The organism is Paraburkholderia sp. (assembly GCF_036488795.1).
In the GTDB taxonomy this organism is placed as follows: Bacteria; Pseudomonadota; Gammaproteobacteria; order Burkholderiales; family Burkholderiaceae; genus Paraburkholderia.
Window position 1 is genome coordinate 49,003 of sequence record NZ_DASXHA010000129.1, and the last position, 24,660, is coordinate 73,662.

The following is a 24,660-nucleotide window of genomic DNA, read 5'->3' on the forward strand; positions in this document are numbered from 1 at the left end:
CGCTCCTTGGGTCAGTGTCAGTGCATCAGTAGCCGCGCTCAAGCGTCGCCGCGCCGGGCGCGAAACGAAGACAAGGCTCGTGTCAATTTACAGCAAGCCGCCGCCGTCGGCAGCGACCATGGCCATGGGGTCATGGCTTCGCGCGTCGTCTGTGCTCAGCGACTGCCGCTGGCGTTCGAGGTCGCCTCGAATATGCCCCGCAGCCAGTGCGCGAACACTCGCACGCGCGACGACAGCTGGCGGTTCTGCGGATAGAGCACGGAGACCGGCATGGACGGCGGCGGAAAATCTGCCAGGAGGATCTTCAGACGCCCGGCCTTCAGTTCCTCCGCGATCCGGTAGCGCGGCACCTGCACGATGCCCAGTCCCGCCACCGCCGCGCCGGTGTAAAGGTCCGCGCCCGACACGGAAACCACCGCGTCCAGCAACAGCTCGTTCACCCGCCCGGCGAGCATGAATTCGAGCGGCACCGCCTTGCCCGTCGCGCTCGACACAAAGTTCACCGCGCGATGCGTCGACAGCGCCGCCAGATCCGCCGGCTCTCCGTATTTCGCCAGATACGCCGGGCTCGCGACCGTCACCTGTTCGAGCTGCGCGACACGCCGCCCGACCATCGACGAATCCTGCAAGCTGCCGGCCCGCAGCACGCAGTCGACGCCTTCGCGGACCAGATCGACCAGCCGGTCGTCCTCGCCAAGCTGCAATTCGATCTGCGGAAACTGCGCCAGAAAATCGGGCAGCACCGGCACGACGAAATGGCGCGCCAGCGTGCCTTGCAGATTGACCCGCAACAAGCCCTTAGGCGCGGTATTCCGGAACGACTCCTCGGCTTCCTCCAGATCCGCGATCAGCCGCACGCAGCGGCGGTAGTGCGCCTCGCCGTCATGGGTCAGACGCACCGTGCGCGTGGTGCGCTCGAGCAGCCGCGTGCCCAGCCGTTGCTCCATGCGTTTGAGCAGATTGGTGACGGTGGCGCGCGGAATCTGCAGGTCGTCGGACGCCTGGGTGAAGCTTTGCCGTTCCGCGATCCGCACGAACACCCGCATTTCCTCAAAGCGATCCATGACTGCTGTACTCCCGCCAATTGTTAAAGCAAATGGAACGATGATACCAAGTTGCGCGCGATGATCTATCGGTTGGAATGATCCATGATTCATCCCAGCAGCACGTCAATTGAACCAGCCCATCACATCTTCTGAGGAAACGGATCATGAACCACGTCCACACCCACCAGGTTGCCATCGTCACCGGCGCGTCGCGCGGCATCGGCGCCGCGATCGCCCGACGTCTCGCCCGCGACGGTTTCGCAGTCGCCGTCAACTACGCGTCGAGCGCGCGGGAAGCCGACGCACTCGTCGCCGAACTCAACGCAGCCGGCGGCCGGGCGATTGCCGTGCAAGCGGACATTGCAAAAGCCGACCAGGTGCGGCAGATGTTCGAAGCCACCGAAGCGCAGCTCGGCAAGGTCGACGTGCTGGTGAACAACGCGGGCGTGCTGAAGACGGTGCCGCTCGCCGACACCAGCGACGCGCTCTACGACCAGACTTTCGATATCAACGTGCGCGGTACCTTCAACACGCTACGCGAAGCGGCGGCGCGCCTGAACGATGGCGGCCGCATCGTCAACTTCTCCAGCACGACGCTTGCGCTGAACATGCCCGGCTACGCGATCTACAACGGCACCAAAGCGGCCGTCGAAGCCTTCACCCACGTGTTTGCGAAGGAACTGCGCGGCCGCAACATCACCGTCAATGCCGTGGCGCCTGGCCCGATTGCAACCTCGCTGTTCCTCGACGGCAAGACCGAAGAACAGATCCAGACCTTCGCGAAGATGCCGCCGCTGCAACGCCTCGGCCAGCCGGACGACATCGCCTCGGTCGTGGCGTTCCTCGCCGGTCCCGACGCAGCCTGGGTCAACGGCCAGATCCTGCGCGCCAACGGCGGGATCGCCTGAGCGTCCTCACTGCACAAGGTGAAAACCGCCTGAAAACGAACCCATAGCACGGAGAAAAATCATGAAAAACGTCATCCTGGTCACGGGCGCCGGCACCGGCATCGGCAAACTGACGGCGCAGGCGCTGGCCGAAGCGGGACACATCGTCTACGCGACGATGCGTGATCTCGCCGGTCGCAATCAGCCGCGCGCCGACGAGTTGCGGGCGCTCGCCGCGGCGAGGGATCTCGCCTTGTATCCGCTCGAACTGGACGTCCTCTCGCAAGCGTCGGCGGATGCCGCGGCGGCCACCATCGTGCGCGAACAGGGGCGTCTTGATGTGGTGATGCAAAACGCCGGGCATCTGGTGGTCGGGCCGTCTGAAGCCTTCACGCCGGAAGAGATGATGAAGGTGTTCGACACCAACCTGTTCGGCGCGCAGCGCGTCAACCGGGCGGTGTTGCCCTGGCTGCGCCAGCAGGAAGCCGGGCTGATGCTGTGGATCAGCAGCACCACGACCAAGGGTGGCTTCCCGCCGTTCATGGGTCCGTACGGCGCAGCGAAGGCGGCCATGGATTCGCTCGCGGTGACGCTCGCGTACGAGATTGCCCGCTTCGGTATTGAGACATCGATTGTCGTGCCGGGCGCATTCACGCAAGGCACCGCGCATTTCCCGAGCGCCGGCAAACCCGCTGATGCCGCCACCGCCGCAGCGTACCGCCGCTATGACGGCGTGATGGATCAGATCGGCGCGCGCCTGACGTCGCTCACGCCCGCTGACGCCGATCCGCAAGCCGTCGCTGATGAAATCGTGCGGATCGTCGGCTTGCCCGCCGGCACGCGGCCGATGCGTTCGGTAATCGACTTTGTCGGCGATGGTGCGCGCGAAGTGCTCGATGTCTCGGAACGCGTTCGCATCGAATTCGCGAAGCGGATCGGCATGGGCGACCTGCTCGCAGCAAAGGTCGTGCGTTGAGGCAGGCAGTATCCGCGGGACGCCGCAGGTCACAGCAAGGTCGACTCGAGCGACCAATGTGAGACTATGACACCTCCCCACTGACGCACCGGAGTTGCCCATGACCGACCGCGAGACGCTGCATCCGTTGCGCCCCTTCCTGAAGAATTACGTGTGGGAACACGGCCATATCGGCACGCGCTATCTCGACTGCACCGACGGCGAAATCAGGTTCGACGACGGCAAAAAATCACGCTTCGCCGCGGAAAAATACATCTATGTGCCGCTCGGCAAAGACGCTGTCGACGCTCCCGACGTGCCCGGCCCCCCCATCCAGGAAGCCGCGCTCGCACGCTTTCTGCGCGCGGCCCAGTTGGGCAAACCGGAGGAAGCCGGTGCGCCGGCCGACATGCAGCGCGCCGTGCAGGACTGCATGGAGCTGGCCGTGTTCAGCGCCTATCAGCAGGACGCGCGGGACGCGATCGACCGCTATTCGCAAGAGGCCATGTTCGACGATGAAATTCGCGCGGCCGTCGTTGCGGATATCCGGCGGGTGTATGCCGCCATGCGTGAACACCTCGCGCTGTACGACTTTACGGTGCTGCACGGCTTGCCTGCGCCGTTGCTGTTCGGCGACATGCCGTTTGTCGACTGGCGCGTGCGCATCAAGCCCGCTTTGCCGCTCGTCTCGTTGCCGCTTGGACCGTACAGCCTGCTGGTCGGCACGCCTTCGGGACGCACCAGTCGGGTCGCTCCCGTGGCGTGGCAGGCCGCGACCTCGATGGGTTCGCTGAAGGACCATAACCGCTTGATGGTGGAACGCGCCCGCCTGTGGCTGGTCGCCACTTCGGACGATCAGCTCGCTGCGGTACAGGGACGCTTTCGTAAAGAGGAACCCGACGCGGCGGACGGAGCGGCGCCGGCACCCTAAACGGGGGGCCGGACGCAGGCGCGTGCACGGCCCACGCCCCAAACATACCGAACACAGCAATTCCGTCAGCAGGCCTGCGCTTTTCAGCGAGGCCATTTATTTTCGCCGCACGTTACACTAGCCGCGAAAATTCCGGGAACCTCACTTGGCAAAAGTCTCCACGATCCGCGATGTCGCCGAATTGGCCAACGTGTCCAAGGCGACGGTCTCGCGCTATCTCAACGGTACATTGACGCTGCCGGCGGAAACCAGGAAGCGCGTCGACGACGCCGTGATCGCCCTCAACTATCGGCAGAACAGTCTTGCCCGGCGACTGAGCATCGGCAGCAGCGAAACCATCGGCCTCGCGATGCCGGACGTTGCGAACCCGTTCTTCGCCGAACTCGCCGACGCGGTCGAGGAAGCCGCCTCCGAAGGCGGCTTCGGACTGTCGCTGTGCATCACGCGCAACCAGCTCGAGCGCGAAGCGCTCTACCTGAGCTGGCTCGACACCCAGCATCTGGACGGCCTGATCTTCGCCACCAATCGACCCGACGACGGCTCGCTGCAGAAGCTGATTGGCGAGCGCAGCAATATCGTGCTGATCGACGAGGACGTGCCGGGCGTCGATGTACCAAAGGTGTTCGTCGATAACGCGGAAGGCGGCTATCTGGCCACCCAACATCTGATTGACGCCGGGCACACACGGATTGCGCACGTCACCGGGCCGGAAACGCTCTTCACCGTGCGTGAACGTCTGGCAGGCTACCGGCGTGCCCTCGACGAAGCCGGCCTGCCGTTCGACGCGTCGCTCGTGCTATTCGGCGCCTACGACCGCCGTTTCGGCCAGTTGGCCGCCGCCGAACTGATCGCGCGCAAACCCGCGCCCACCGCCGTCTTCGCCGGTAGCGACTACCTTGCGGTCGGCATGCTGGAAACGCTGCGTGACCGCGGACTCGACGTGCCGCGCGATATGTCGATCGTCGGCTTCGACGACATGGAATTCGCCAGCTTGCTGATGCCACCCATCACCACGCTCCGGCAATCCGCGCGCGAACTTGGCCGCGCGGGCGTGGCGATTCTGCTCGCCATGCTCGCCGCCGATCACGACGAGTCCCCGGGCACAGCGGCCGCCCTCGCGCCTGGCGCGGCACCCGGTAAACCGGTGCATCGCCTGCCGGTGCGGCTGATCGAACGCGCCTCGGTTGCGCCGCCGCGCAAGAGTTGAACCCTTTCCGTATTTTCCCTGGTCTTTATTGAAACGGTTGACATCTCAATACTCGCCACTTAACTTTAATAAACCGGTTTACAAGAAGGCGGGCGCAATGTCGGTTGCGTCCTTTGAAAGTCTTTTCCACTCCCGGGACGGTGCCATTCCACGCGCCGCTCCGCTCACTCAGAAAAGGGATTTCGATGAACGCACCACATCCTTTGCGCCGGCTCGCCGTCACCCTCTTCGCGCTGTCGCTGCTCGGCGCCACGGGCAGCGCGTTCGCCGCGGACAAGAAAATCGCACTGGTGCAGATCAACCAGGAAGCGCTCTTCTTCACCCAGATGGACCAGGGCGCGCAGGCTGCCGCGAAAGCAGCCGGCGTCAACCTTGAGATCTATAACTCGAACAACGATCCGAATGCGCAGAACAACGCCATCGAGACATATATCCAGCAGAAGGTGGATGCGATTCTCGTGGTCGCAATCGACGTCAACGGCATCAAGCCCGCCATTAGCGAAGCGAAGAAAGCCGGTATTCCGGTCGTTACCATCGACGCCATCGTGAACGGTGACAACGCGGTACAGGTGGGCGTGGACAACAAGAAGGTCGGCGTGGATATCGGCAAGTACACGGCGAACTATATCAACAGGAATCTGGGCGGCAAGGCGCAGATCGGCGTGGTGGGCGCGCTGAATTCGTTTATCCAGAACGTGCGGCTGGACGGCTTCAAGGAAGGTGTCGCAACGGCGCCGGGCGCGAAAATCGTCTCTACAGTCGATGGCCAGAACGTGCAGGATCAGGCGCAGACTGCAGCCGAAAACCTGATCTCGGGCAACCCGAATCTGCAGATCGTCTATGCGACCGGCGAGCCTGCGCTGATCGGTCTCGTTGCAGCGGCTTTGTCGCAGGGCACGACGGATCACCTGAAGATTGTCGGCTGGGATCTGAGCGCGCAGGCCATCAAGGGCATCGACGCCGGCTTCGTCACCGCCGTCGTGCAACAGGACCCCGAAGGTGAAGGCAAGGCAGCGGTTGGCGCGGCGCTCAAACTGATCGCCAGACAGCCGGTCGAAAAGAATATCTCGGTGCCGGTTACCATCGTGACGAAGGCGAACGTGGACAAATACCGGGGTATCTTCAAGTAAGTGCAAGCGGGTTCAATCGAGCAGCAGCTTCGCCGGACGAGGACATGCAGATGAATAGCGTTGCCATCCCTCCACGCGTACGCATGGAGAACATCATCAAGAGTTACGGCGCGGTGCAATCGTTGCGCGGCGTGAACCTGGAAGTGGCGCCCGGCGAAGTGCTGGGCCTCGTCGGCGATAACGGCGCGGGCAAATCCACAGTGTCGAAGGTGCTGGCGGGGGCGGTGATTCCCGACGGCGGGCGCATCGAAATCGACGGCAAGCCCGTGCACTTCACCGACCCGGGCGACGCCCGTGCGCATCACATCGAAATGGTCTATCAAGACCTGTCGCTGTGCGATACGGTGGATGTGGCCGGCAACCTGTTCTTCGGCCGCGAACCGTTGCGCCGCGTGCTCGGCATTCCCATGCTCGACCACGCAAAGATGCATCACGACGCCCGTGAGATGCTGGATGGCCTCGGCATCCGTATTCCGAACACCCATCTGGACGTCGAAAATCTGTCCGGCGGCCAGCGCCAGGCGATTGCGATCTCACGCGCGGTCTCGTTCGATCCGAAGGTGCTGATCATGGACGAACCGACCGCGGCGCTCGCGGTGGCCGAAGTCGAAGCCGTGCTCGAGCTGGTTCAGACCATCAGCCAGCGCGGCGTCAGCGTCATTCTGATCAGCCACCGGTTGCAGGACCTGTTCCTCGTCTGCGACCGGATCAGCGTGATGTACGAAGGACAAAACGTGGCCGATCGCAAGATTGGCGAAACGAATCTGGAAGAGGTCGTCGATCTGATCGTCGGACGTAAATTCAAGGCGCGCTCGGCGCGCGCGCTCTCGGAGGACTGATCGTGGAAATCGCCATGCACAAGGAAAAGGACCAGAAGGCGCCGCGCCGCTCGTTGCAGCATCTGTTGGGCGGCAATGCCGGCGTAGCCAGCATTGCGGTGTTCTTCGTCTGCTGCGCGCTCGCTTTCAGCTTCGCCACCGATACCTTCCTCACCGCCGGCAACCTGCTGAACGTGTTGCGCCAGAGCGCACCGCTCCTGATTGTCGCAACCGCCATGACGCTCGTGATCACCACCGCCGGCATCGATCTTTCGATCGGCTCGACGCTTGCGCTGGTGGGCGCGCTCGCCGCCATAGCACTGCATGCGGGTGTGCCGGACAGCGTCGTGCTGATCGGCGGCCTCCTGCTCGGCGCGCTGATTGGCGCAATCAACGGCTATTTCATCGCGTGGGCCGGCATGCCCGCGTTTATCGTGACGCTCGGCACCTTGTCGGTCGTGCGCGGTCTTGCACTGCTGATCACGCAAGGCTATTCGGTGCCGATCGAAAACGACGGCTGGTTCGTGCAACTCGGACGCGGTCACATTCTCGGCGTGCCGATGCCCGCCATCATCTCCGTCGTGGTTCTGTTCGCCGGCTGGTTCACGCTGCGCCATATGCGCTTCGGGCGTTACGTGGTCGGGATCGGCACGAACGCGGAAGGCGTGCGCCGCGCGGGCGTCAACGTGCGCATCGTGACGTTGAAGGTCTACATTCTGAGCGGTGCGGCCGCGGCCCTCGCGGGTCTCATTACGACTGCGCGGCTCGGCAGTGGTTCGTCGAATCAGGGCGTCGGCTTCGAACTCGCGGTAATCGCCGCCGTCGTGCTCGGCAGCACGAATCTGTTCGGCGGACGCGGCACGATTCTCGGTACGCTGCTTGGCGCGCTGACGATTGCCGTGCTCGGCAATGGGCTGATCCTGATCCACGTATCGCCGTTCTACACGCAGATCATTCAAGGCGCGATCATGCTGCTCGCCATCTGGATGAACACGCGGATCTTTTCACAGCGACGCGGCAAAAAGGCTTAAGCGATGACGTCGATCTTCCGTCATGATTCGCCGCTGCCCATCGGCATAGACAGCGGCCATGTGATGACCGTGCTCGGTCCCCTGCCCGTCGAGAAAATGGGCGTGACCCTGATGCACGAGCACATCCTGCTCGATGCCTCCGGCAAATGGGTGCCGCCCTCATGCTGCGGCGAGCGTGCTATCGGTGAACAGAAAGTGCATATCGGCATTCTCGGCGCGCTGCGAATGAATCCCTTGATGAACCGCGACAACTGCCAGTTATTCGATGTCGAAACCGCGATTGACGAGCTGATGCGGTTTCGCGAGCTGGGCGGTGAGACCGTGGTGGACCCAACCAATCTCGGCATTGGCCGCGATCCTGCCGCACTGCAGGTCATCGCCAGGCGCACCGGCCTGAACATCGTGATGTCGACGGGCTTCTATCTGGAGCCGACCCATCCGCGCTATGTCAGCGAACGGTCCATCGACGATCTGGCCGAGCAGCTGATTTACGAAGTGGGTGGCGCGGATCAAAAGCCCGATGTCATGGCGGGATTGATCGGCGAGATTGGTGTATCTGCGGCCTTCACGGCCAACGAAGAGAAATCGCTGCGGGCCGCGGCGCGGGCCAGCGCGGCGACGCGCGTGCCGTTGTCGGTGCATCTGCCCGGCTGGGTGCGGCACGGGCACCGCGTGCTGGATATCGTCGCAGCGGAGGGTGCGGATCTGCATCACACCATTCTGTGCCACATGAATCCGAGTCACATGGATACGGAATATCAGCACACGCTCGCGCAGCGCGGCGCGTGGCTCGAGTACGACATGATCGGCATGGACTACTTTTACGCCGACGAGGCAGCGCAATCGCCATCGGATGAAGAGAATGCGCGTGCAATCAAGGCGCTGATCGACGCAGGCTTTATCGATCGCGTGCTGATGTCGCAAGACGTGTTTCTCAAGACCATGCTGACGCGTTACGGCGGTTTTGGCTACGGCTACATCTTGAAGTACTTCGTGCCGCGGCTGCGACGCCATGGAGTGACGGATGCGCAGATCGAAACCATGATGATCGCCAATCCGGCCAGGGTCTTTGCGCGCCAACGCTAGGCGCAAATGATACGGGTGTCGCCCGGAGGCGCTCATTCGACTCGCCAACCCATTCGGTAAACCGGTTTAACGCCGCGAGGACTGCCGCCGACACGGTGATCCGCGCGCCTCACAGGAGATTTCGCATGACCCAATCCGCCCAATCGGCCAAGTCGGTATTGCTTGCGGGGGAAAGCTGGACCAGCACGTCGACGCACATCAAAGGCTTCGACCAGTTTCCGACGGTGACGTATCACAACGGCGCAAAGCTCTTTCTGGAAGCGCTGAAAGACAGCCCCTACACAATCACGCACATGCCGAGTCACGAAGCGCAGGAAGCATTTCCGACCACGCTCGAAGGCCTGCTTGCGTACGACGCGATCATCCTGTCCGACATCGGCGCCAATACGTTGCTGCTGCACCCGGATACGTGGGCCAAAAGCCAGCGCACGCCGAACCGCCTGAAACTGTTGCGCGAATATGTGCAAGCGGGACGCGGCCTGATGATGGTGGGCGGCTATCTGAGTTTTCAGGGCATCGCCGGCAGCGCGCGGTTTCGCGGCACGCCGGTCGAAGAGGTGTTGCCTGTCACCTGCCTGCCGTACGACGACCGCTGCGAAGTGCCGGAAGGATTCACGCCGCAGATCGTCGCGCAACATTCGCTCGTCGCGGGACTCGGCACTACGTGGCCGCATCTGCTGGGTTACAACGAGGTGCAAGTGAAGCCGGGCGCGACCGTGATTGCGACGGTGCCAGACACCGGACATCCGTTGCTCGTTGCCGGCGAATACGGAAAAGGCCGCACCCTGGCGTGGACGAGTGATATGTCGCATCACTGGCTGCCGCCGGAATTTTCGGACTGGGACGGCAATGCGAAGCTATGGCTGAACTGTCTGGACTGGCTGACCTCGGCCGCGAAGTAGTCCGGTGGACACAACCAGCGCAACAGGCGCAAGGGCCACCATGCACGCACTCGACCGTCTCGGACTGATTCGCAAGTGGGTCGCCCCCGACATGATCCACCCGCCTGGCGACGTGCAACGGGACCGGCCGCTCGAAGCGGCCGGTCTGCATCGCGCCACGCTGACCGACCGGGCGGGGCGATGAGCACAGCCACCGGTCTCATGCCGCGCATCTGCGTGGTCGGCAATGCGGCGATCGATCTGAGCCTGAGCGTCGCGCGCTTGCCGTCGCCCGGCGAAACCACGCTCGCGTTGGACAGCACGTCCGGCTTCGGCGGCAAGGGTGCCAACCAGGCGGTGGCCGCGGCGCGCGCGGGCGCGTCGACGCTGCTGTTTGCCGCCGTCGGTGATGACGCGGACGGCGACCGGCTGGTCGCGCAACTGAACGCCGAAGGCATCGACACGCGCCATATGCAGCGCATGCCCTGCCCAACCGACCTGTCCATCGTCACAGTCGATGCGGCCGGCGAAAACACCATCGTTACCCGCAACCTGGCGGCAGCCAACTATCGCCCGGAACGCTGCGCGCTGCAGGAAGCCACGCGCGACGGCGACTGGATTGCACTGCAAGGCAACCTCAGCGCGGAGGTCACCGCCGAGGTCCTGCGCATCGCGCGGCTCGGTGCGGGCCGGACGTTGCTCAATCCTGGACCCGTCCGCTTCGATTGCCTGTCCATGCTGTCCGACGTGGATGTGCTCGTGGTCAATCGCGTCGAAGCCGCCACGTTGACCGCAATGGCCGACGCGGCGCGCGCCGCCGCAGCACTGCATCGCGCCGGCGCGCGCGAAGTCTGCGTCACACTCGGCGCGGACGGCGTACTCCGGTGCGACCGCCACGGCACGCAGCATCTCGCAGCCGTGCCTGCCGAAGCCGTCGATACAGTCGGTGCCGGCGACGCCTTCTGCGGCACGCTGCTCGCCGCGCTGGCGCGCAACCTGCCGATGCCCCACGCGTTACGGTGGGCGCAAGCGGTGGCCGCCTTCGCGGTCGCCCGGCCCGGCGCGCAAGCCAGCTTTCCCGACCGCGCCACGATGCACGCGTTGCTTCATGCGGCGGTCCCACAATCTGTTCTTTCGTCAGTCCCCTACTCTCAGGCACGTTGAATCGATATGGAAACTTCTTCTGGTGTTGGCCGCGGGCGTCTCGACTGTGTCGAGCGGATTTTTGGCCGCGCGCGCGGCGTGGTGATCGGCGTGATTCACTGTCCGGCTTTTCCCGGCTCGCCGCGCTATCAGGGTGCCGCAAGCGAAGCGCTGTATGCCACGGCGCGTGCCGACGCGCTCGCATATGCAAGCGGCGGCGTCGACGGCCTGATCATCGAGAATCACGGTGACGTGCCGTTCTCGAAGCCCGACGATATCGGTCACGAGACCTCGGCGTTCATGGCGGTGACGGCGGATCGCATTGCGCGCGAAACCGGCTTGCCGATCGGCATCAACGTGCTGGCGAATGCGGCGATTCCGGCGCTCGCCATCGCAGCGGCGAGCCAGGCGGCCTTCGTGCGGGTCAATCAATGGGCCAACGCGTATGTCGCCAACGAAGGGCTGATTGAAGGCGCGGCGGCCAGCGCGCTGCGTTACCGGGCGCGGCTGCGCGCGGACGGCATCAGCGTGTTCGCGGATGCGCACGTCAAGCACGGCGCACACGCCATCGTGGCGGACCGCGCGCTGGAAGAACTGGTGCGCGACGTGGAATTCTTCGATGCCGACGCGATCATCGCCACCGGTCAACGTACTGGCGACGCCGCCAGCGTCGACTATCTGCGCCAGATTCGCACGGCGACGACCTTGCCGTTGCTGGTGGGCAGCGGCTGCACCGAGCGCAACGTGGCGGAGATTCTGTCGATTGTCGACGGCGTGATCGTCGCCAGTTCCTTGAAGGTGGGCGGGGTGTGGTGGAACCCGGTCGACGGAGACAAAGTGCGCGCATTCATGCAGGCGGCGCGGTAGTGCTCGCCGGGGCGGTGGAATCGGCACTGTCCGCGGCGTTCAGATGCTCGACCAGGTAGTCGATCAGCACGCGCACCTTGGGCGGTAAAAAGCGGTTCGGCGGATAAAGCAGCCACACCGAGCCGACGTACGCCCGCGCCTCCAGCTTCCAGTCGGCCAGCACCTGCACCAGTTCGCCGCGTTGCAGCGCGTGAGCAGCGGCGAATTCGGGCAGCGTCGCAATTCCGAAGTCCTGCTGCGCGGCTTCGAGCCGCGCGCCCGCGTGATTGGCGATATAGCGCCCGCGCACTTGCACGGTCTGCGCTTGCGTGCCGCGGCGCAGGCGCCAGCGGTTGTCCTCGGCGGTGTCACCCAGATAGATGCAGTCGTGCTGCGCCAGATCGCGCGGCTCTTGCGGCACACCGCGCGCCTCCAGATAGGCCTGCGACGCGCACAGCACCCAGCGGACCGCGCCGATTCGCCGTCCCGCGAGGCCGGGCGGCGGACGCTCGGTCATACGGATCACGAGATCGACGTCGTCTTCGAGCGGATCGACTTCGTGGTCTGCATAAAGCAACTGCAGGTCGACTTCCTGATATGCGCGCAAAAAACCCGGCACGAGCGGATGGATCACCGTCCTCGCAAACTGCGTCGGCGCGCTCACGCTGACCTTGCCCTGCGGACGCGCCGCCAGGTGTCCGGCTGCGTCGAGCGCCCCTGATGCGGCGCCCAGCATCTCGCGGCAATAGCGCGCCACCTGCGCGCCCGATTCCGTGACACGCACCTTGCGCGTCGAGCGCTCCAGCAGGCGCGTGGCGAGCGCTTCCTCCAGACGCTTGATCTGCCGGCTCACGGTGGACGGCGTGCTGCCAAGCTGGCGCGCCGCCACCGAGAAATTGCCGGCCTCGACCACCCGCGCAAACACGGCCATATCCGGCAACAAGGCAAACAATTCGTTGGAGTTCATCGTGCGCACGGTCCTGAACGGAGAAAAGTATCCAGATAGATTAATGCAATGGCGACATAGAAGCTGTGCACCGCCACCTGATTATCATCGTGAGCGCAACACTGGACAATACCAATCCGTCCCAAGAGGTTCGCCATGTCCCGCCAAAAACGCCTGCAAATACTCTCCGATCTGATGCTGCTGGCCGTAGCCGTGGTGTGGGGCACCAGCTACGGCATCGCCAAAAGCGCGCTCGTTGACTACCCGGTTCTCGGCCTGCTCGCGCTGCGCTTTGGCATTACGTTCGTGGTGCTGTCGCCGGCGCTGCGCACCCTGCGTCATGCCAGCGCCCGCTCGCTGTGCGGCGCGGTCGGTGCCGGCCTGCTGCTGTTCGGCATCTTCCTGTGTGAGATGTTCGGCCTGCTGCTCACGCGCGCCGCGAATGCCGCGTTCCTGATCAGCCTGTGCATCGTGATGACGCCGTTCTTCGAATGGTCGATGCTCAAGCGCAGGCCAAGCAGTGTCGAATGGACGGCGGTCGCGCTCTCGCTAGTCGGCGCCTGGCTGCTGGCCGGCAACGGCGCCGGCGCCTTCACGCTCAGCCCCGGCGATGCACTGATTCTGGGCGCCGCCTTGTTGCGCGCGCTGACTGTCTGCGTGACCAAGCGCGTGATGCGCGATGCGGCGCTGCCGCCGCTGACCGTGACCGCCGTGCAGTCGGGGGTGGTTGCGTTGGGCAGCGCGGCGGTTGCGCTTGTGTTCGTACCTGCGCAGTGGCAGCGCGTGCCGTCCTTCGCAGAACATGCAAGCTTCTGGGGATGCGTGTTTTATCTCGTGCTCGCCTGTACGCTCTTTGCGTTCTTCGCGCAGAACTACGCGATCAAACGCAGCAGCCCGACCCGCGTTGCGCTCTTGACGGGCAGCGAACCGGCGTTCGGCGCGCTGTTCGCATATCTATGGCTGGGTGAACGGATTACCGCCACGGCGTGGGTAGGCGGCGGGCTGATCGTGGCGGCGTCGTTGCTTGCCTCGGCGCGGTGGCAAGCGGGTAGCCCACGCAAGCAGACCAAAGCCCCCCGTCACGCTGTGCCCGATTGCGCTCCATCGGGTGAGCGCCTATCTTAGGAAAAACCGGCTACGTCGTCGGGCCCTCGCCGCATCAGAAGGAGTGTTTGATGATCACGCTCTATTCGTATCCCGGCTTGTATGGGCTGGAAGACAACAATCCCTATGGTCAGAAGGTATTCGCGTTTCTGCGCCTGTGCGGGCTGGCATTCGAACACCGCCATATCCTCGACGCCAAAGCGGCGCCGCGTGCCCAGTTGCCGTATCTGGTCGACGACGACAAGACCATCGGCGACAGCGACGCGATCATCGAACATCTGAAGCAGAAATACGCGGCGCCCATCGACGATGAGCTCACGCATCCGCAGCGCGATCTCGATCTTCTGATCCGCCGCACGCTGGATGACCTGTACTGGGTCATGTCGTACTCGCGCTGGGCGGATCCGCGCTACTGGCCCATCTTCAAGGACGCGATCCTGACGACGCACCCAGGTGTTACCGCGGAAGCGCTGGACGGCGCGCGGCAATACAACTTCGATCGCTATCATTACCAGGGCATTGGACGCTTCGAGGCGCACGACGTGTACGCGCGTGGCGTCGCCGATCTGCAGGTCTTGTCGAACCTGATCGACGAGGACAGCTTCCTGTTCGGCACCGAACCGGTCAGCACCGATGCCAGTGTGTATGGCTTCGTCGCCAATATCTATTTCTACGACATCGATACCCCGCTCAAGCAGTTCGTGCTTTCGCGGGCGAATCTGGTGCGCCATTGCAAGGCGATGCGGGATGCGGTGAAGCGGACGGTGGCGAGGTAATCGCGCAATACGACGCCACATGGGCCCGGCCCGCTCGCAAGTCGCTCACGCTCCCCTACTTCCCATTCGTCTCCCGCATCTGCTGCGCGGCGGCCTTGTAATCGTAGGTCGGATAGAACTCCGTGCGATAGCCGCCCCACGCCGTGTTTTCAATCGCCCGGTTCACTTCGCGCAGACGGCTTGCCGGCACGCGCAAGGTGACGACCTGGCCGATGCCCATCATCACGTACCACGACACCACTTCGATCCCGGGTGGCGGAAAGGCCTTGAAGAAACCTTGGGCGCGCAATTCGTCGTTGATTTTCGGCAGCGGCTTCGATTCGTCGTGGCGTAGAAAGATCGTCAGCAGGAAGGTGTCGTCGCCGGCCGGAACGGCCGTGCCTGCGGTCACCGCCGCCGTTGAAGCGCCGGCAGCAGGAGCCGGCGCAACGGCCACCGGGTCCGCGCTCCACGCCGCCGCCGACGCACCCAGCACAGCGACCGCCAGCACGCTACGGAATAAGCCACGGCAGATTTGCGTTATTGACATCGTTTGCCTCCACGTCGAAAGGTGGACACGCCACGCCGTGTCCGGGCCACGCAAGGCTAGCAAACTTTGCTCCCATATGAGGTTTCCCTTCCCGTCAAAGGACTTTAGCCGCCATCTAATTTTGTTAAGGTAACCTCGCGCGGTTGCGGATCGCCGCAAGCCTGGACGCGCGCCGCGCTTCCCTATCAACTAAAACCTCCCCCATGAGACGACGCAGCTTCTTCGCTTCGCTAGGCCTGCTGGCCACCGCGATCACCACCCGGAACGCCTCCGCCATACCGGCCCAAACCGTGCGCGGCGACGATCCTTTCGCCCCGCCCGACTCCGCCAGCGCCGTACAAGCCACGCGCCACTATCTGCAGCGGATCGCGCAGATCGACCGCGCCGGTCCGCAATTGCGCAGCATCATCGAACTCAACCCGGATGCGCTGCAGATCGCCCAGACTCTCGACGCCGAGCGCGCCGCCGGCAACGTGCGCGGACCGCTGCACGGCCTGACGGTCGTGGTCAAGGACAACGTCGCGACCGGCGACAAGATGTCGACCACCGCCGGCTCACTCGCGCTTGACGGCGTCCACGCGAGCCGCGACGCGCATCTGGTCGAGCGCCTGCGCGCGGCGGGCGCGGTGATCGTCGGCAAGACCAACCTGAGCGAGTGGGCCAACATCCGTTCGAGCCGTTCGGCGAGCGGCTGGAGCGGTCGCGGCGGCCTGTCGCGCAATCCGTATGCGCTCGACCGCTCGACGAGCGGCTCCAGCTCCGGTTCGGCTGCAGCGGTCGCGGCAAACCTGACCCGCCTCGCGATCGGCACTGAAACCGATGGCTCGATCGTGTCGCCGTCGTCGATGAACGGCGTGGTCGGTCTGAAGCCCACCGTCGGGCGAATCAGCCGCGACGGCATCATTCCGATCTCGCATACGCAGGACACGCCCGGTCCGATCACGCGCAACGTCCGCGACGCCGCCCTGCTGCTATCCGCTCTGGCGGGCTCCGATCCGCGCGATCCGGCCACCACCGGCGCCCCGGCACCCGACGACTACCTCGGCGGCTTGAACAAGGATGCGTTGCGCGGCGCGCGCATCGGCGTGGCGCGCGAATTCTTCACCGGTCATGACGAAATCGATCAGCGCATCGAATATGCACTCGCCAGGCTGACGATGCTCGGCGCGGTGTTGGTCGACCCGATCAATCTGCCGAAGGTCAGCTACGAAAACGAAGAGCAAGCGGTGCTGCTGCATGAGTTCAAGCACGATTTGCCGCTGTGGCTCGCAACCTTCGCGCCGCATGCGCCGGTTCGCACGCTCGCTGACGTGATCGCGTTCAATGACGCGCATCGCACGCAGGAGATGCCGTATTTCGGTCAGGAGCTGTTCACCCAGGCGCAAGCGCTGGGCGGTCTGGATAGCGAGGTCTACCTGCAGGCGCTGGCGGCCTGCCGCAAGGGCTCGCGTGACGAAGGCATCGACCGCGCGATCCGCGAACACAAGCTGGATGCGATCGTCGCGCCGACTGGCGGCACGACCTGGCTGACCGACTTCATCAACGGCGACAGCGGCAGCGACGGATTCTCGACACCGGCAGCAGTCGCAGGCTATCCGCACCTGACGGTGCCGGCAGGGCTGGTGCGCGGCTTGCCGATCGGCTTGTCGTTTGTCGGTCCGGCCTGGAGTGAAGCGCGTCTGCTCGCGCTGGGTTACGCATTCGAGCAGGCCACGCAATGGCGCGAGGATCCGAAGTTCATCAAGCAGACGAGCACGCCGCCGTTGAACGCGTAACGTTCGGCCGGATTGCTCGCGTAACCGCGCGGCAATCCGGCCATCCGGCAATCGGCGCCGCGCCGCTCAAAGCTGCCGGTCCAGCAGCACCACCACCTTTTCGATCAGCTTTTCCTTCAGCGGCCGGTTCATCCAGTCGTCGAGTGTCACCTGCTGCGACTGCTTCAGGTCGTCGGCGAAGATGGCCGTCTGACGCTTCGCAAAGTCGCGGTCATAGATGTTGAGGTTCGCCTCGTCGTTCAGCTTGAACGAGCGGCTATCGAAATTGGTCGAGCCTACCGACACCAGATACTCATCCACCACTAGCAGCTTGACGTGAAACATGGTCGGCTGATACTCGTACATCTGTACCCCCGCTTTCAGCAGATCGCCCCAGCAGGCACGCGAGGCTTCGCGTACCGTGTGCGTGTCGATCCGCTGGCCCGGCGTGAGCACCTGCACTTTCACGCCGCGGCGCGCCGCTTCGACAAGCGCGTTGATGGTGAGCTTGTCCGGCACGAAATACGCGCTCGCCAGATGGATCGTATGGGTGGCCGCCGTGATGGCCATCAGGTACATCAACTGCATGTCGTCGCTGCCGCCGGAAGGCGAACTGCTGAACATGTGCGCGCAGCCCTCGCCGTATGAATCGATCTGCGGAAAATACGCGGGCCCGTGCAGCACGTTGCCGCTCGCCTTGATCCAGTTGTCCATGAAGACCGCCTGCATATGTCCGACCGCCGGTCCGGCGACGCGAAAATGCGTGTCGCGCCAGTGCTGCGGGTCCTGAGCATTGCCGGTCCATTCCTGCGCGATGCCTACGCCGCCGGTAAAACCCGTTTGACCGTCGATCACCAGCAGCTTGCGGTGGGTGCGGTCGTTCAGGCGGCCGAGCCCGGTCCAGTGCGGCTTGTGATAGCGAAACACTTCGGCTCCGGCCTCGTGCAACGCGCTCAGATAGCGGTGATCCATCTTCGACGAACCCACCCAGTCGAGCAGCACATGGACCTTCACGCCCGCTCGCGCTTTATCCGCGAGCGCGGCAGCGATCTGCTCGCCGATGACCCCCGACCAGTAGATAAACGTTTCGAAGGTGATGGTGTGCTGCGCGGAACGGATGGCGGCGAGCATCGACGGGAAAATCTGGTCGCCATTGACCAGCACCTCGAAACGGTTGCCGGCAATCACGGGCGGCCCGAGCAACTGGCTCATGGAGCGCACGAACTGCGGGTCGTCGCTCGAATAGAGCCGCTCGATATTGTGCTCGATCTTCTTTTCACCACTCGACAGGTTGGCGATGACCAGCACCACCACGAGCGTGACAAAAGCGGTAATCAGGATCGTCATCAGCATGCGTGGACTCGATCTGCCCCGAGACGCGGGCAAGTAGACGGCACAAGGCCGGTAGCACGGTTCGTGCCGCGCTGTAAGCCTCGTCAGGCGACAGCCGATGCGCGGCGCATCATTTGCTCGCCCCGGTGAAATGACCCGCATTGAATGGAGTGCTTCAGCGTAAAGTGCCCTATTCCAATGCCATAATCCGAGCTTCACAGACAATGTTCTATCCGTCGTATCCATGACACTTGTCCAGAAAGCACTTCTCGCCCCGCTGATCGTCGCGTGTGCGATGTTCATGGAAAGTGTCGATGCGAACGTCATCGTGACCGCCCTGCCGTCCATGGCGCGCGACTTCGGCCGCGATCCGGTCACCCTCAAGATCGCCGTCACGAGCTATGTGCTCGGACTCGGCGTATTCATTCCCGTTTGCGGCTGGCTCGCGGACCGCTTCGGCGCGCGCACCGTATTTCGCACGGCCATCGGCATCTTCGTGGTGGGCTCGCTGTTGTGCGCGGCGTCGACCTCGCTCGCCACCTTCACGCTTGCGCGTTTCGTGCAAGGTGTGGGCGGCGCGATGATGGTGCCGGTCGGACGCATCATTATCTTCCGCGTAGTCCCCAAGTCCGAATTCATTCGCGCGATGAACTACCTGAGCGTGCCCGCGATGCTCGGACCCGCGGCCGGCCCGCTGCTGGGCGGCTTTATCACGACGTATCTGCACTGGCGGCTGATTTTCTTCATCAACGTGCCGATTGGCGTGCTCGGCATCTATCTGACCAACCGCCATATCGTCAACACGCGCGAACCGCATCCGGGGCCGCTCGACTGGATCGGCTTCTTTCTCTCCGCAGGCGGCGCGGCGTTGTTTCTGTTGGGACTGTCGCTGGTCGGCGGGGAAATGACCTCGAATGAGAATGCCGTCGGCATGTGCGTATGCGGGGCGTTTCTGCTGGCAATCTACATTCCGTACGCATTGCGCGTACCACGGCCCCTGCTCGATTTACGCTTTCTGCGGATTCCCACCTTCCAGGCCAGTGTGATGGGTGGTTCGCTGTTTCGCATTGGTCTTGGCGCGTTGCCGTTTCTGCTGCCACTGATGATGCAAGAGGGACTCGGCAAGACTGCTTTTGCATCCGGGCTGATTACCTGCGCATCCGCGTTTGGCGGGATGTTCATGCGAACCATGGCGTCGACGGTATTGCGGCGCTTTGGCTTTCGCAACGTGCTGGTGGTCAACGCGGCACTGTCCGGCATTGCGATTGCCATCTGCGGTGCGTTCTTTCCCGGCACGCCGACCTGGCTGATCTGGTTCGTGGTGCTGCTCGGCGGGTTCTTTCCGGCCTTGCAGTTCACCAGCCTGAATTCGCTGACGTACGCGGAAATCGAAAGCCGCGATGTGGGCCGCGCGACGAGTCTCGGCAGCGTGGTGCAGCAGATGTCGCTCGGTCTGGGGGTGACGATTGGCGGGATCGTGCTGCAGATTTCGCGCGCGCTGCAAGGTCACACCCACGTTGTATGGACCGATTTCTGGCCGGCGTTTCTCGTGGTCGGGCTCTGCTCGTTTGCGTCGATTCCGGTGACGCTGCGCTTGCCGCATCGGGCGGGAGAAGAGATTTCGCGCGGCAGCCGGGGGTGAAGCTGCTTTTGGAACCGCCTTTGAAGCGCTGATGTGGTAAATCGTGCAAACGCCCGAAGGTTGTCCACACAATCTGTTCGCAAGGATGTGGATAACCTGCGGGCAATCGCATCAAGTCATTGATGTACCTGGAGATTCGACGCGCGCATCGCGTATGAGCTTTGCTGTCCGTGAGTCTGCCATTGCGCCGGGAGCAACGGCCGGCGAAACGGGATAGAAGCCAGGGTGACACTTGTGATAGTCACAACTGCGCCGTCATCTGAAACCCGACCGTCACGCGTGAAGCTGGAAAGCTGGACGGTTTGTAGATTGGCGTGCCGGTGAACAGGTCATACGAGAGTCGCACAAGGCGCGCCGGAATACCCCCGCGAATTCCGATTACCCCGCCCGCCAACTGTGTCCCCGCCAGAAAGCCCGTGTTCGGGCCGAACACATGGCCATAGTCGACCCCTGTGTATAGCGTCTGCCCAGTGCTGAAAACGGGCCATTGCAATTCGTTGCGCCAGTAAAAACCCTTCTCTGCCGCCAGCATGGTTTCGCCGTTAAAGCCGCGCACCGTATAGCGACTGCCGATGGTCAGGTCATCCAGATAGAAGAGCGTGCTGTTGGTGAACTGAGCGTGTAGCGTCGTTACGTAACGCAAGCGCTGGCTAGCGACGCTGAGCGGCGCCGCCAGGTTCGCGTCGAGCACGGCCATGTGAAAGCGGTAGGTGGGGCCGACAGGGTACGGATCGGAGATGGCGCCGAGGCCGCCGATACCCTGGCGGTACGCGAGTGTGCCGTCGAACTGCGACGCGCCGACGTAGTGCCGGTCGGTCAGACCGGCTTCGATGAACGTGTTGTTGCGCCGCTGCTGCGGGATGCCGGTGTCGTCAATGAAGCTCTCGCCAAATCGCTTCGATAGCTGGAACTCCACACCGAATACGTCGCTCTGGCTACGGGTCAGCACGCGCGCGAGCTTGAGTGCGGCTGTCTGCGAATTGCCGCTTGACACGAATGTCTGGTTCACACCCGCAATCTGCTGGTAGTAGGTGTTCGTGTTGCCGGACAGCGTGGCCGTCCAGTACCCCCATGGCACGGAATACGAGCCGTTGAAACCGTGCGAGCCGAGCGACTTGTTGCCGAGTGACAGGTCCTGGTTCGCGCCGATTGTGAACACGTCGTTCAGGCCGAGCGGATTGTCGATGCCGAGGCTCACGTTGCCCTGCCACTTGCCGGTCGCGTCCGTGCCCGAGTTATCGACGGAGGCGACGAAGCTCCACGGCTTCGAGCGTTCCACCGAGATGACCACGTCGCTTTCGCCGGGTGTGTCGGTCGGCTCGATTTGCATGTCCACGTCCTGCGACGCGACACGCTTCATCTGCTCCAGCCCCTGCTCGAGGTCGCGCAGGTTCAGCAGATCGCCGTCGCGGGCCGGGAATGCGGATATCAGGGTGCCGCGCGTGGCGGGCTCGGCGAAGCGGAGTTCATGCAGGACGCCGGGAACGAGAACCAATGCGAGCGTGCCCTTCGACAGATCCTGCTCGGGCAACAGGACGCGCGTCGTCATATAACCGCGCGCGAGAATCGCCTGCTGCAAACCCTTCGTCAGGCTGTCGATGCCGGTCCTGCCGATGCACTGGCCGCTGTAGTGGTCGAGCCATTCGCGTCCGAATGCGAACGGGTCCAGTGATAGCGCTGATGCCCCTTTGCTGCGCACGCCATCGGGCAGCGTCGCGGGGACCTCGAGCGCGAACGCGCCGATGTGAAAGCAAGGCGTCTCGACCGGCAGCAGCGGGAATCCTTCGGATGCTGGAAGGGTCGATCGCACCACCGGCGCTTGCACGGTTGCGTCGCGCTGCTGGGCATCACGTTGCTGCTGGACGATCTGGTTTTGCTGCGCGTTGGCTCGTTCAGCATTTGCAGCATCCGAGGCGGTGTTTTCCGCTGCGTAGGCGGGCTCGCTCAATCCGGAATGGCACACGCCGCAGAGCGTGCCCGCGACAATCCAGAGTCGTGCCCATCTGACTGGAACGGCGTCGATTGCGATCGGGCTATTGGCGATCGTTCTTTCAGTTGTGAACTTCATGCGGCCCGCTTCAATGGAGTTGGGACAACAGCTGATCGGCAATCAACGTGTTGGCGGAATCGGAAATGTGATCGCCGTAGCTATAGAGAAAGCTGCCATTGCGGGTGATCGAACAGACGCCCTTCTGCATATCGCACAGCACAGGCGTCGGATCGTAGATGAGCACGTCCGGATGGACGGCGTGGAGCTTTGCGACGATTGCCCGGTAATCTTCGGTTGCCGCCAGATAGGCCTTGTAGGAGATCGAGCACTTACTGGCTGCCGAGCCGGTCTCTCTTACGGACAGCAGCGCCCGCAAGACTGCGAATCCCATCGGCTTGCGGTCCATGCATTCGCGCGGATCAGGCAATGTCGGGTTGTCCATCACCAGAGCGACGTTCTTTCCTGCCTGTTGCAGCGCCCTGATGGCACCGTCGAGACCATCGAACGCGCCATACTGATCGGCCTCGCCCGCTCCCGCTTTCGCGTACGTCTGTCCAACGAGCACGCGTGCCGCGGTGACCAACACCACGAGATTGACATGATGGTTTCCGGTGATGGCCCGCAAGGCCACGCGGTTCGCTTCGTCGCACTGTTCAGGATCATCTTTCGCATACGACGAAATCCGTTTGGCGCCGCTCATGGGTGCGCAACTGGTGCGCGCAATCAAGCCCCAGCGCTGGTCCCGATTAGATTGCCGAACGAGACCCCAGTAAAGCGCATCCGCTTTGCTATCGCCCCACACGATGGCCCTCGGTGTTTCCCGCCGGTCTCAGGACGTTGAGACAAAACGAACCCACCCACCCCGCCAGGATGAGCCCCGTCAAATTTTTCCGACGCCGGAATGCGAACCCCAGAATAAGCGGCCATATGATGTAAAACTGTTCCTCGACGCCAAGCGACCACAGGTGCAGTAGCGGCTTGGTGTCCGCAGCGCTGTCAAAGTACCCGGCTTCATTCCAGAACGTCAGGTTTGCAACAAAACCGGCTCCAGCCGCAATGTGCTTGCCCAACTGTTTGTACTCGTCCTTAAAGAGAGAAAACCAGCCGATCGCGTAGCAGAAGATCAGCACGAGCAGCAGCGCCGGGAAAATTCGCCTGATTCGTCTTGCGTAGAAGCTCGCCAGACTGAAGCGCCCCACCTCCAGTTCCGAAAGCAGGATGTTCGTGATGAGGTAGCCGGAGATCACGAAAAAGATGTCGACTCCGACGAATCCACCGGGCAGCAGTGAGGGAAAAGCGTGGAACATGACGACCGCCAGCACCGCGACGGCGCGCAGGCCGTCAATGTCGGGGCGATAGGTAAGCGAGCTTTTTAACTCTGCATGTGGCAGGACAACCGTGCTCATTTTTGAGTTGCCCCGACAATGATCAACGATCTCCCGACTGAATCCACATTAATTTGCATATCTAAATATGTCTCGTAATTGTTGGGACATGAATGACTTTCTACGCTCAGTCCCGTCTCGTTACTGCTGTATGCATGCTGTTGCCGCTACGTGTGACGTAACGGGCCTCCAACTTAAACCGCAAGTCTGCCAGCAACGCGCGCCGCTTTTGTCAAAGACTGTGAAAGTCGCATGTTTCGTCTTTGCGCCGGATTTGGCGGCACACATGACTCATCGGGTAGCGCCGCGCTGAGCGATCGTCCTGTATAAAAATAGGAGTAGCAACAGAATCGAGTGAATCAGTGTCAGGTATTTCATGTGATCGCGCAGCATGAGAGCCTTGCCGTCCCTCAACGTCAGTTTCTCTGCATACGGATTTCCGTGGCGCTTGAAGCAGGCCACACGCGCGAACACGGCAGACACACAGCCTTTCCGTGGATGCAGATCGCCGATGATCTGCTCGAACGCGCAGGCTTCCTGCCCGGAGAGCAGGTCATGTTAAGCGTCGATCACCGGAGCGGCCGCATCACCAATACCCCGGACTATGACTACAGGGTCGCCGGCAGATACATGACTGAACCGGAGGCCGAGGCTATGCTGCAACGACGCAGCAAACGCAACTGAACAACCCACAAACAGCAAACCCGGCCGGCGCCGGGTTCGTTGTTTAGGTCACGTCAGTTCCTGAACCAGGGACCGAATTTCGATGGGTCATCGCTCAGTACCCCGGCTTTGCGTAGATGCTTAGGCAATATCCTGACGAACCACGTGGATAGAGCGATCAGCAAAGGCAGGCCGATCCAATATAAGGCAATAGGCTCTTTAATCAACAGTATCTTTCTGCACACGCCAACCACAATTATCGTGTACAGAACGGAACTCCCTATCGCCAAGGAGCCAACCGTTAGCCATATCTGGACGGTTGCGTATAACCTGCGCCAGTTCACTTCTTGTCTCCGGCGGTTCCGATGTCCTTGATGAGTGCAGCTCCTTTCGTACCGACTCCATATGTCATGATGGCTTGTGTCGTGCCATAAGGTGCCGCCTGACCAGTGAATGGAATCAGCGTATTGTTGCTGATACGTGGCACGGTCACATCAAACATTGAACCAGAACGATTCAAGCCATCTGCCGTACCCATTTTCAATGGAGTTGGGGCCGTTAGTGCTCCAATTGCAAAA

24 protein-coding genes and 1 pseudogene are annotated in these 24,660 nt (G+C 62.8%); 17 read left to right on the plus strand and 8 right to left on the minus strand.

The features are described 5' to 3' along the window. Window positions 1-155: 155 nt before the first annotated feature. Window positions 156-1,064: a LysR family transcriptional regulator gene (locus VGH41_RS18910; RefSeq protein ID WP_331599054.1), complete on the minus strand. Its 909-nt coding sequence runs from the start codon at window positions 1,062-1,064 to the stop codon at window positions 156-158. A gap of 146 nt (window positions 1,065-1,210) precedes the next feature. Between VGH41_RS18910 and VGH41_RS18915 the strand changes: the two genes are divergently transcribed. From VGH41_RS18915 to VGH41_RS18970, 12 genes are all read left to right on the plus strand, one after another. After that, entirely contained in the window at window positions 1,211-1,954 is a 744-nt protein-coding gene (locus VGH41_RS18915; RefSeq protein WP_331599055.1) for an SDR family oxidoreductase, read from the plus strand. A gap of 61 nt (window positions 1,955-2,015) precedes the next feature. Then, on the plus strand, window positions 2,016-2,909 hold the full coding sequence (locus tag VGH41_RS18920) for an SDR family NAD(P)-dependent oxidoreductase (RefSeq protein WP_331599056.1): 894 nt from the start codon (window positions 2,016-2,018) through the stop codon (window positions 2,907-2,909). A 100-nt stretch (window positions 2,910-3,009) separates the two neighbouring features. Continuing rightward, the gene (locus VGH41_RS18925) at window positions 3,010-3,819 is read left to right on the plus strand and encodes a hypothetical protein (protein ID WP_331599057.1); all 810 of its coding nucleotides are present in this window, start codon (window positions 3,010-3,012) and stop codon (window positions 3,817-3,819) included. A 145-nt stretch (window positions 3,820-3,964) separates the two neighbouring features. After that, a complete protein-coding gene (locus VGH41_RS18930) occupies window positions 3,965-5,026 on the plus strand; it encodes a LacI family DNA-binding transcriptional regulator (RefSeq protein WP_331599058.1) in 1,062 nt (353 codons plus the stop codon). A gap of 185 nt (window positions 5,027-5,211) precedes the next feature. Then, window positions 5,212-6,156, plus strand: coding sequence for a substrate-binding domain-containing protein (locus VGH41_RS18935; protein ID WP_331599059.1), 945 nt, complete (start codon window positions 5,212-5,214; stop codon window positions 6,154-6,156). Between the two features lie 50 nt (window positions 6,157-6,206). Further along, window positions 6,207-6,995 carry an ATP-binding cassette domain-containing protein gene (locus VGH41_RS18940; protein WP_331599060.1) on the plus strand — a complete coding sequence of 263 codons (789 nt, stop codon included), beginning with the start codon at window positions 6,207-6,209 and terminating at the stop codon, window positions 6,993-6,995. A gap of 2 nt (window positions 6,996-6,997) precedes the next feature. Further along, window positions 6,998-8,005 (plus strand): ABC transporter permease, encoded by a 1,008-nt coding sequence (locus VGH41_RS18945; protein ID WP_331599061.1) that lies wholly within the window; start codon window positions 6,998-7,000, stop codon window positions 8,003-8,005. 3 nt (window positions 8,006-8,008) lie between these two features. After that, window positions 8,009-9,091, plus strand: coding sequence for a phosphotriesterase-related protein (locus VGH41_RS18950; RefSeq protein ID WP_331599062.1), 1,083 nt, complete (start codon window positions 8,009-8,011; stop codon window positions 9,089-9,091). Between the two features lie 125 nt (window positions 9,092-9,216). After that, window positions 9,217-9,993, plus strand: a complete 777-nt coding sequence (locus tag VGH41_RS18955; protein WP_331599063.1) for a glutamine amidotransferase — start codon at window positions 9,217-9,219, stop codon at window positions 9,991-9,993. Between the two features lie 40 nt (window positions 9,994-10,033). Then, complete coding sequence (locus VGH41_RS18960) at window positions 10,034-10,177, plus strand: hypothetical protein (protein ID WP_331599064.1); 144 nt, start codon at window positions 10,034-10,036, stop codon at window positions 10,175-10,177. After that, on the plus strand, window positions 10,174-11,136 hold the full coding sequence (locus tag VGH41_RS18965) for a PfkB family carbohydrate kinase (protein WP_331599065.1): 963 nt from the start codon (window positions 10,174-10,176) through the stop codon (window positions 11,134-11,136). The genes VGH41_RS18960 and VGH41_RS18965 overlap by 4 nt, the downstream gene beginning before the upstream one ends. Window positions 11,137-11,142: 6 nt before the next feature. Further along, on the plus strand, window positions 11,143-11,982 hold the full coding sequence (locus VGH41_RS18970) for a BtpA/SgcQ family protein (protein WP_331599066.1): 840 nt from the start codon (window positions 11,143-11,145) through the stop codon (window positions 11,980-11,982). Here VGH41_RS18970 and VGH41_RS18975 read toward each other — a convergent pair. Beyond that, window positions 11,963-12,928: a LysR family transcriptional regulator gene (locus VGH41_RS18975; RefSeq protein ID WP_331599067.1), complete on the minus strand. Its 966-nt coding sequence runs from the start codon at window positions 12,926-12,928 to the stop codon at window positions 11,963-11,965. The two genes, VGH41_RS18970 and VGH41_RS18975, sit on opposite strands and share 20 nt — an antisense overlap. A gap of 135 nt (window positions 12,929-13,063) precedes the next feature. On the opposite strand from VGH41_RS18975, the gene VGH41_RS18980 reads away from it, so the two are divergent. Both VGH41_RS18980 and VGH41_RS18985 read left to right on the plus strand, forming a co-directional pair. After that, window positions 13,064-14,032, plus strand: a complete 969-nt coding sequence (locus VGH41_RS18980) for a DMT family transporter (protein WP_331599068.1) — start codon at window positions 13,064-13,066, stop codon at window positions 14,030-14,032. 50 nt (window positions 14,033-14,082) lie between these two features. Then, a complete protein-coding gene (locus VGH41_RS18985; protein ID WP_331599069.1) occupies window positions 14,083-14,787 on the plus strand; it encodes a glutathione S-transferase C-terminal domain-containing protein in 705 nt (234 codons plus the stop codon). Window positions 14,788-14,842: 55 nt separating this feature from the next. Here the strand turns inward: VGH41_RS18985 and VGH41_RS18990 are convergent, their stop codons facing one another. Continuing rightward, window positions 14,843-15,316: a hypothetical protein gene (locus tag VGH41_RS18990; RefSeq protein WP_331599070.1), complete on the minus strand. Its 474-nt coding sequence runs from the start codon at window positions 15,314-15,316 to the stop codon at window positions 14,843-14,845. A gap of 203 nt (window positions 15,317-15,519) precedes the next feature. Between VGH41_RS18990 and VGH41_RS18995 the strand changes: the two genes are divergently transcribed. Further along, entirely contained in the window at window positions 15,520-17,091 is a 1,572-nt protein-coding gene (locus tag VGH41_RS18995; protein ID WP_331599071.1) for an amidase, read from the plus strand. A 66-nt stretch (window positions 17,092-17,157) separates the two neighbouring features. On the opposite strand, the gene cls is transcribed toward VGH41_RS18995, so the two are convergent. Beyond that, on the minus strand, window positions 17,158-18,420 hold the full coding sequence (cls, locus tag VGH41_RS19000) for a cardiolipin synthase (RefSeq protein WP_331599082.1): 1,263 nt from the start codon (window positions 18,418-18,420) through the stop codon (window positions 17,158-17,160). Between the two features lie 226 nt (window positions 18,421-18,646). Here cls and VGH41_RS19005 point away from each other — a divergent pair, with 226 nt between their 5' ends. After that, window positions 18,647-20,044 carry an MFS transporter gene (locus VGH41_RS19005; protein WP_331599072.1) on the plus strand — a complete coding sequence of 466 codons (1,398 nt, stop codon included), beginning with the start codon at window positions 18,647-18,649 and terminating at the stop codon, window positions 20,042-20,044. Window positions 20,045-20,285: 241 nt separating this feature from the next. On the opposite strand, the gene VGH41_RS19010 is transcribed toward VGH41_RS19005, so the two are convergent. From VGH41_RS19010 to VGH41_RS19020, 3 genes and pseudogenes are all read right to left on the minus strand, one after another. Continuing rightward, entirely contained in the window at window positions 20,286-22,112 is a 1,827-nt protein-coding gene (locus tag VGH41_RS19010; RefSeq protein ID WP_331599073.1) for a ShlB/FhaC/HecB family hemolysin secretion/activation protein, read from the minus strand. 10 nt (window positions 22,113-22,122) lie between these two features. Beyond that, window positions 22,123-22,836: an SGNH hydrolase domain-containing protein gene (locus VGH41_RS19015; protein ID WP_331599074.1), complete on the minus strand. Its 714-nt coding sequence runs from the start codon at window positions 22,834-22,836 to the stop codon at window positions 22,123-22,125. Window positions 22,837-22,864: 28 nt separating this feature from the next. Next, window positions 22,865-23,440 (minus strand): annotated as a pseudogene (locus VGH41_RS19020) (acyltransferase family protein); the annotation flags it as partial. A gap of 333 nt (window positions 23,441-23,773) precedes the next feature. Here VGH41_RS19020 and VGH41_RS19025 point away from each other — a divergent pair. Then, window positions 23,774-24,103 (plus strand): hypothetical protein, encoded by a 330-nt coding sequence (locus VGH41_RS19025; RefSeq protein ID WP_331599076.1) that lies wholly within the window; start codon window positions 23,774-23,776, stop codon window positions 24,101-24,103. Window positions 24,104-24,422: 319 nt separating this feature from the next. Here VGH41_RS19025 and VGH41_RS19030 read toward each other — a convergent pair. Continuing rightward, window positions 24,423-24,660, minus strand: a 238-nt coding sequence (locus VGH41_RS19030) for a hypothetical protein (protein WP_331599077.1), incomplete at its 5' end; no start/stop codon positions are given.

What these genes read in the sequence shown, in the direction of transcription:
- VGH41_RS18910 (WP_331599054.1), bottom strand. Translation starts at nt 1,064, where the DNA reads ATGGATCGCTTTGAGGAAATGCGGGTGTTCGTGCGGATCGCGGAACGG.
- VGH41_RS18915 (WP_331599055.1), top strand. Translation starts at nt 1,211, where the DNA reads ATGAACCACGTCCACACCCACCAGGTTGCCATCGTCACCGGCGCGTCG.
- VGH41_RS18920 (WP_331599056.1), top strand. Translation starts at nt 2,016, where the DNA reads ATGAAAAACGTCATCCTGGTCACGGGCGCCGGCACCGGCATCGGCAAA.
- VGH41_RS18925 (WP_331599057.1), top strand. Translation starts at nt 3,010, where the DNA reads ATGACCGACCGCGAGACGCTGCATCCGTTGCGCCCCTTCCTGAAGAAT.
- VGH41_RS18935 (WP_331599059.1), top strand. Translation starts at nt 5,212, where the DNA reads ATGAACGCACCACATCCTTTGCGCCGGCTCGCCGTCACCCTCTTCGCG.
- VGH41_RS18940 (WP_331599060.1), top strand. Translation starts at nt 6,207, where the DNA reads ATGAATAGCGTTGCCATCCCTCCACGCGTACGCATGGAGAACATCATC.
- VGH41_RS18950 (WP_331599062.1), top strand. Translation starts at nt 8,009, where the DNA reads ATGACGTCGATCTTCCGTCATGATTCGCCGCTGCCCATCGGCATAGAC.
- VGH41_RS18955 (WP_331599063.1), top strand. Translation starts at nt 9,217, where the DNA reads ATGACCCAATCCGCCCAATCGGCCAAGTCGGTATTGCTTGCGGGGGAA.
- VGH41_RS18960 (WP_331599064.1), top strand. Translation starts at nt 10,034, where the DNA reads ATGCACGCACTCGACCGTCTCGGACTGATTCGCAAGTGGGTCGCCCCC.
- VGH41_RS18965 (WP_331599065.1), top strand. Translation starts at nt 10,174, where the DNA reads ATGAGCACAGCCACCGGTCTCATGCCGCGCATCTGCGTGGTCGGCAAT.
- VGH41_RS18970 (WP_331599066.1), top strand. Translation starts at nt 11,143, where the DNA reads ATGGAAACTTCTTCTGGTGTTGGCCGCGGGCGTCTCGACTGTGTCGAG.
- VGH41_RS18975 (WP_331599067.1), bottom strand. Translation starts at nt 12,928, where the DNA reads ATGAACTCCAACGAATTGTTTGCCTTGTTGCCGGATATGGCCGTGTTT.
- VGH41_RS18980 (WP_331599068.1), top strand. Translation starts at nt 13,064, where the DNA reads ATGTCCCGCCAAAAACGCCTGCAAATACTCTCCGATCTGATGCTGCTG.
- VGH41_RS18985 (WP_331599069.1), top strand. Translation starts at nt 14,083, where the DNA reads ATGATCACGCTCTATTCGTATCCCGGCTTGTATGGGCTGGAAGACAAC.
- VGH41_RS18990 (WP_331599070.1), bottom strand. Translation starts at nt 15,316, where the DNA reads ATGTCAATAACGCAAATCTGCCGTGGCTTATTCCGTAGCGTGCTGGCG.
- VGH41_RS18995 (WP_331599071.1), top strand. Translation starts at nt 15,520, where the DNA reads ATGAGACGACGCAGCTTCTTCGCTTCGCTAGGCCTGCTGGCCACCGCG.
- VGH41_RS19005 (WP_331599072.1), top strand. Translation starts at nt 18,647, where the DNA reads ATGACACTTGTCCAGAAAGCACTTCTCGCCCCGCTGATCGTCGCGTGT.
- VGH41_RS19010 (WP_331599073.1), bottom strand. Translation starts at nt 22,112, where the DNA reads ATGAAGTTCACAACTGAAAGAACGATCGCCAATAGCCCGATCGCAATC.